We start from the raw sequence: 5,633 nt of genomic DNA on the forward strand, positions 1-5,633 counted from the left end.
AACGAACTCTCCCCTGAAGAAGTAAAACGCTTCGCATTGCCAGCCAACGAAGTGATTTATTTCTGCCAGAAATAATGAGAGCGCTGGTTTAAATTGGCACAAAATAAAAACTCCACTAGAAAAAATACCAGAGAAACGACGTCTATTATATTTACGCCTTTATTAAAGTATGCACATATTTTATGTATTCACAAAAGTATTGGTATCTCGAAAGATTTGACGTAACGACCATGCTTTCAAAGGATGAAATCATCCAGATGGATAAAGCAATGATTATCAAAAAAGTGGACAAAAACACCATTGTTGCTTTTCCTGAAATGCAAGAAAATTATGTTTATTTTCTAAAAGAAGGCATCATCAAAATCATCCATGTATCTGATGAAGGCGATGAAATAATTAAGTATTTGATCACTTCTGGTAATATTTTTGGTGAAATGGCACTGCTTGAAAATCAGGAAAGCCCCAATGATTATGCCATTGCGGTCAATGATTGTGTGGTGTGTTTTATGGAGACTAACGTTCTGAAAATGATGATGGGAAACAGCCCTAAAATGGCCACTTATGTCAGAAAATTGGTTGGTTTAAGGCTTCGGAAGATAGAAAGAAGGCTCGAAAGTATCATTTTAAAAGATGCCCGGACCCGTATCTGTGAATTTTTGATTGATTTTGCCAAAGAATACGGTAAATACAAAGAAGATGGCCTTCACATCAAAAATTTCTTGACCCACGACGACATCGCTAAGATTACTGCAACCAGCCGACAAACCGTTACCAGCGTTTTGAATGACCTTCGTTGTAAGGGTATTTTGGATTACAACTCTAAGGAATTGATAATTTCTTATGAACAGGTGAAAGCTTTTTTGGGCAACTAAAATCCTACATTCCAAACCAAGCGATAGGTCAGATTCTCATTTAGTTTAGGTAATTGGTACGCTCCCCACCGATAAAAAACACCTCCACCAACTCCAAAATAAGCCAATTTCTTCATTTTTACTCTCACAATATTATCAACTGTTACGCCTGATTCAAAAAAAACTTTTTCAAGCGTATTAAAATCTATCCCTTGATGACTGATTTTGTTTTTCAACGAGCCAATCGCAATACCTTGCACTATCGAAACATCTGGTTTTGACCAACTTACATTGGTTTTGAAAAGTAATTCTTTGAAATTATGCGTCAGAAATAAATTGGCGTACTGGTCAGAGGCAAATTCATAAAGTCCCATGGTATTGAAATGGTTGGCTGCCCAAATGATAGGAGTCCAATTTCCGATTTTTGACCCACGCCCATTGTATAAATAAGTGTAGGGTAAGACTCCGAAAGCTTTGCCAGCCGTAAGATTGACGAAAGTATTGCCCAAACGAGTACTTTTGTGAATGTATTCGAGTTTGGTATTGATTTTCGAGAACTGAAATTGCCCCGTCATAAAACCCATGATTCCTTGCTCGTAATTGAGCAAAAATACCAATTTGGGTACTTCCGTAATAATACTCCCACGCCCCACTTGCGAAAACTTCTCACCAATCGCCATTCGATAGCCCATCGAAAGAATGGTAGCATGCAACCCTTTCTCATCGCTCATCAGTTCGGTATCGTTTTTGACGAAGCAATACTCATAATTTGGTGTTCTGACTTCATCAATAAAAGCAATATTCAGTTTACCATTTTTAGCGATTCTACTGTTAAATTCCACTTTATACTGCTCCAAATGGTCAGCTCTTGAAATCAGAAAGGTACGAATCAACTCGTACGGAATCTGAGGATTATTCCAGATAAAATACTGCACATTGCCTGGTTCAGAAATATCGTTACGATAGTGGAATGTGAGTTGAGTTTGGTTGTTTTTGCCTAAATTTAGTTTAGCTCGGCCCTCGTATTTCCAAGTTTTGTCGCCAAAACCGTAGGCTATTTTGCCATCTAAACGAATTATTTTGGAGAAATTAGGCGATGTTATTAAATTGATAGTTGGACGAAAACCCTCATAAAGATTAGAATCGAAGAGGTTTTGGGCAGAAAGGTCAAGGTTTTTTCCCAACGGAACCACGCCTGATGTAGCCCATTCAGAAATATTCAATGAAGCCGTGCTCAAAAACTTTCTAAATCTTGATAAATTTTTGAAATACTCATAGGTATTGGCTTCTCTCTGGGTCAGGTTTTCTGCTCGGTTTTGCTCCCAAAAGTCATCAGATTTGTAGGTAGCATCATCAGCAATGCGAACTTCCTTCTCAGAAAAATCAGCATACGAAAAACGATTATTAAACGAAATATCTTCGATATGACTCTCGATTTTGAGCACTAATTCTAAATCACCAACTTTAAATTCGGGTAGTTTCCACTCGGTTTGAGTGGTTTTTGGAAACCATTTACCCTCAAATCTTTCATAAACTTGACTGATTTTTACTGACATCAACAAATTCTTCGCCGCTGGTTCAGCCATTACTTCTTCAATAGCATAACCGTCAGCATTGATAATTATCTCCCCTTTTAAACCTTCAATATTTGCATTTTTTTTAGGCTCAAATTCAATCACAAAACTGCTATCGCGGTCAACGATGAGTGTATCAATCAAGGTAAAGTCGTATAATTTATGGCTATTGGGGCTGATAGGATTCACAAATTCCATGATTTCTTGAATTCGCCTTCCTCGAAACGTGATCAGGTCGTTGTAAAAACTAAACGGCTGTAAAAGTAGCGACATCGTGCCCAAAATTGTGGAACTTTCTGACCCAGAAGTACGGCTTGCTTCGATGATTTCCTGAGATTGACTCGGAAACAAATATTTCTTTTTTACCACTGTCTCATTGACAAAAAACTCTGAATCTTCAAGCCTTTTATTGAGTTTTTGCCTTTTTTTTGTCGTTTTTGTAGACGAAACGTCCGTTATTGAATTGGCGGTCAGGATACTTTTATTGTAGCTTTTGTACGAATAACTGGGGTATTTATCTGGATTATTTTGACTTTTATTTTCAACCGCTTTCTTAATTATTTCTTCGGCAGGGTTCCTAAATCTAACCACTACTTCACTCAACGCCAAGGCATCGGGGGTTAGAAAAACTGTCATTGTGGGCTCGGCTTTCAGTTTTTTTTTCTGAAAGCCTAGAAAGCTAAATGTCAGCGTTTCATCCAATGATTCTACCTTGATATTAAATTCACCTTTATCATTGGTTTGAACACCTTTTTTGTACTTTTCAATGACAATATTCAAAAAGGGCAAAGGCTCTTTTGTCTGTTCGTCAAGTACCACCCCTGAAACAAGAATTTGGGCTTGACCCGTTAAGCACAAGCCTAAATGAATAAGGGCCAGAATAACCATTCGTACTTTTAGGATACTCATTTCATTCCTCTATTTTATAATTGGCTTGCTCTATTTTCGAGAGTAACTTAGTTTTTCCAACAACAAATTGGGCATCATACTCAAAGACTTTAAGCGTCGTATCGGAAAGTTCGTAGTTTTCGTAATCTTGAAAAACGATTCCACCTACTGTCTCTCTTTTAGTAGCTTTTCTAAATCGTGGACCACCGTTGTCATACGCCAAATAGTCGAGGGTTTTGGTTTTCTGGTTTATCCAATAGCAAAACACGTCCTCGTGGTCTTTGCCGCCTCCTTCCACATCAAACCAAACCTTGATTTTATCATATTGCTGTCCTTCGATTTCGGTCGTACCCATCCATTCAAGATTGACGGCCTTATCCAATAGCTTATATGGCAAAAGCACAAAATACGCAATAGAATTGGTGCTTTCGCGAAATTTACTTTCGTCTTTGGCAGATAGACTTTGCTGCACGCCATTGATTTTTCTTTCAAAATGGGGGTTGTCCAATACATCTACGATTACATTTTTGAGCGAGTCGGTTGTGGTGCGTTCATAGCTAAATTTCTCGCCCTCTTGCGAAATTCGGTACCTGAATTTTCTAAAATCAAACGAAATATCAAATTTTTCGTAGTTGTTTCCTCCGTGAGCTTTCACACACGCTTCAAAGATTTGCTTTGGGGTCGTCGGATTTTGAGGGCTTTGCACAGGAGAAAAAACAAATAAAAATAACAGGAACGCCAGTACAAATGGAGATTTCATAAATGCTGATTTTGATTGAGAGCTTACCGAAAAATCTAAAAACTGATCGGCAGTTCTACGACCGTCTTATCCCATCCCAACTGCATGAGCGCCTCATTGTCAGACTTTTTGACAAACTGAATAGAGAGATTTTCGATGACTTCTTCTACCATTTTAGGCGTTACTTTCACTTTCAGAATGTCTTTAGCTTCGTTATAGCTATATGCTCCCCAAACATCCAAGTCGGTATTCAAAATGATTGTCCATTCGTTTTCGTTGGGTAGCAAAAACAACGTGTAAGACCCCGCCTTGACCTTTTGTCCTTGGATGATTACGTCTTGATAAAACTTTATTTCGGGGGCTTCGTTGGCACCGATACGCCATACTTTGTTGTATGGCACCAATTTCCCAAAAATTTCACGATCTTTTTTGGCCGTTCGGGTATAAGTCAAGCGAATATATGCTTTGTCACCGACTTTTTCAGGAGCAAATTTGCGGTCGTGCGCAAAATCGTCAGGGTAGTACGCCATATCCATCGGCGATTTATCCAATCCTCTAAATTTTTGGGCATGGGCACTCATCAATCCCATTAAGAGCGCAAATAAAAGTACATTTTTTTTCATTGTTTAGTGTTTTTTCGATGATAAAATTAATAGGCTATGGTTTGCTAAGGTATTTTTTAAAAATTGTAAGTCAAAGCGGCATAAATCATTCCAGATTTGAGTCGAAACCTATCGTTAGCTTCTGGTATTGTTTGTACTTTTGTAGTAGTTGTCAATTCATTAAACAAATACTGATAGGCCAATTTCACCCCCAATTTTTCATTGAAATTGAACTTGCCATAAAAATGTGAGTTCAACGAACCTTTGTCATTATCGCCCACCAAAAGTAGGTTGACACTGGTTGGTTTGGCAGTGGTGGCAGTACCCCTCCCATTGCGGATGTACAAAGGCTTACCTTCTGGTCCAAACGAAAAACCAAGTACATCAATATTAAAGCCTAATTCGATTTTTGAATTGATACGATAGCCCAAGTTTATCATGGCATTAAGGGCATACAAAGCTGGTTTGGAAGCAAATAGGGTGTCAATATTTTTTTCCTCAACAGTCAATTTAGCAGGTGCAGTAACAAAGTTTTGATCTGAGCCTGCAAAACCAGTAAAACGAAAGCCCGTGCCGATGATCAATTTGTCTTTTTTCCCAAAAGTCCAGTTTTTATGTAAAGCTGCTCCAAACGAACCAGCTCCTGAGCCTAATCCCCCACCTACTTCAGCGTATGTGTTTTTTTGTGCATTGATGTTGCCGCAAGCAATTATCAGAACTAAAAGTGTAATATTTATTTTCATTTTAAAATTATTGATTTTTGTTGGTTTAGTAAAAGTAAGATATGCTGTTATTTCCAAATGTCTTCTACACGACATATCACGAAAAATAATTTAGAAGCCTTTTTAAAATAGTCTAACTTTTATCCTCGACCCATAAAAACACCTACCTTTGCCGTCGCATTTTGCAACCACGTCATGGAACACGTTGACGACGACATCAAAGCCATGTCTGAACTTCACCGTGTGCTCAAACCCGG

6 protein-coding genes are annotated in these 5,633 nt (G+C 38.2%); 2 read left to right on the top strand and 4 right to left on the bottom strand.

The features are described from left to right. Positions 1-182: 182 nt before the first annotated feature. On the top strand, positions 183-872 hold the full coding sequence (locus GVN20_RS29380; protein WP_166561763.1) for a Crp/Fnr family transcriptional regulator: 690 nt from the start codon (positions 183-185) through the stop codon (positions 870-872). Here GVN20_RS29380 and GVN20_RS29385 read toward each other — a convergent pair. The 4 genes from GVN20_RS29385 to GVN20_RS29400 are packed head-to-tail and all read right to left on the bottom strand — an operon-like array spanning position 869 to position 5,397. Continuing rightward, positions 869-3,334 (bottom strand): DUF5686 and carboxypeptidase-like regulatory domain-containing protein, encoded by a 2,466-nt coding sequence (locus GVN20_RS29385; protein ID WP_166561764.1) that lies wholly within the window; start codon positions 3,332-3,334, stop codon positions 869-871. The two genes, GVN20_RS29380 and GVN20_RS29385, sit on opposite strands and share 4 nt — an antisense overlap. Position 3,335: 1 nt before the next feature. Then, positions 3,336-4,073, bottom strand: coding sequence for a DUF6503 family protein (locus tag GVN20_RS29390; protein ID WP_166561765.1), 738 nt, complete (start codon positions 4,071-4,073; stop codon positions 3,336-3,338). Positions 4,074-4,108: 35 nt separating this feature from the next. Then, a complete protein-coding gene (locus GVN20_RS29395; protein ID WP_166561766.1) occupies positions 4,109-4,675 on the bottom strand; it encodes a DUF2911 domain-containing protein in 567 nt (188 codons plus the stop codon). A 56-nt stretch (positions 4,676-4,731) separates the two neighbouring features. Further along, positions 4,732-5,397, bottom strand: a complete 666-nt coding sequence (locus tag GVN20_RS29400) for a hypothetical protein (protein ID WP_166561767.1) — start codon at positions 5,395-5,397, stop codon at positions 4,732-4,734. A 132-nt stretch (positions 5,398-5,529) separates the two neighbouring features. Here GVN20_RS29400 and GVN20_RS29405 point away from each other — a divergent pair. Next, positions 5,530-5,633, top strand: a 104-nt coding sequence (locus GVN20_RS29405) for a methyltransferase domain-containing protein (RefSeq protein ID WP_310586860.1), incomplete at its 3' end; no start/stop codon positions are given.

The organism is Runella sp. CRIBMP, assembly GCF_009905605.1.
Lineage (GTDB): Bacteria > Bacteroidota > Bacteroidia > Cytophagales > Spirosomataceae > Runella.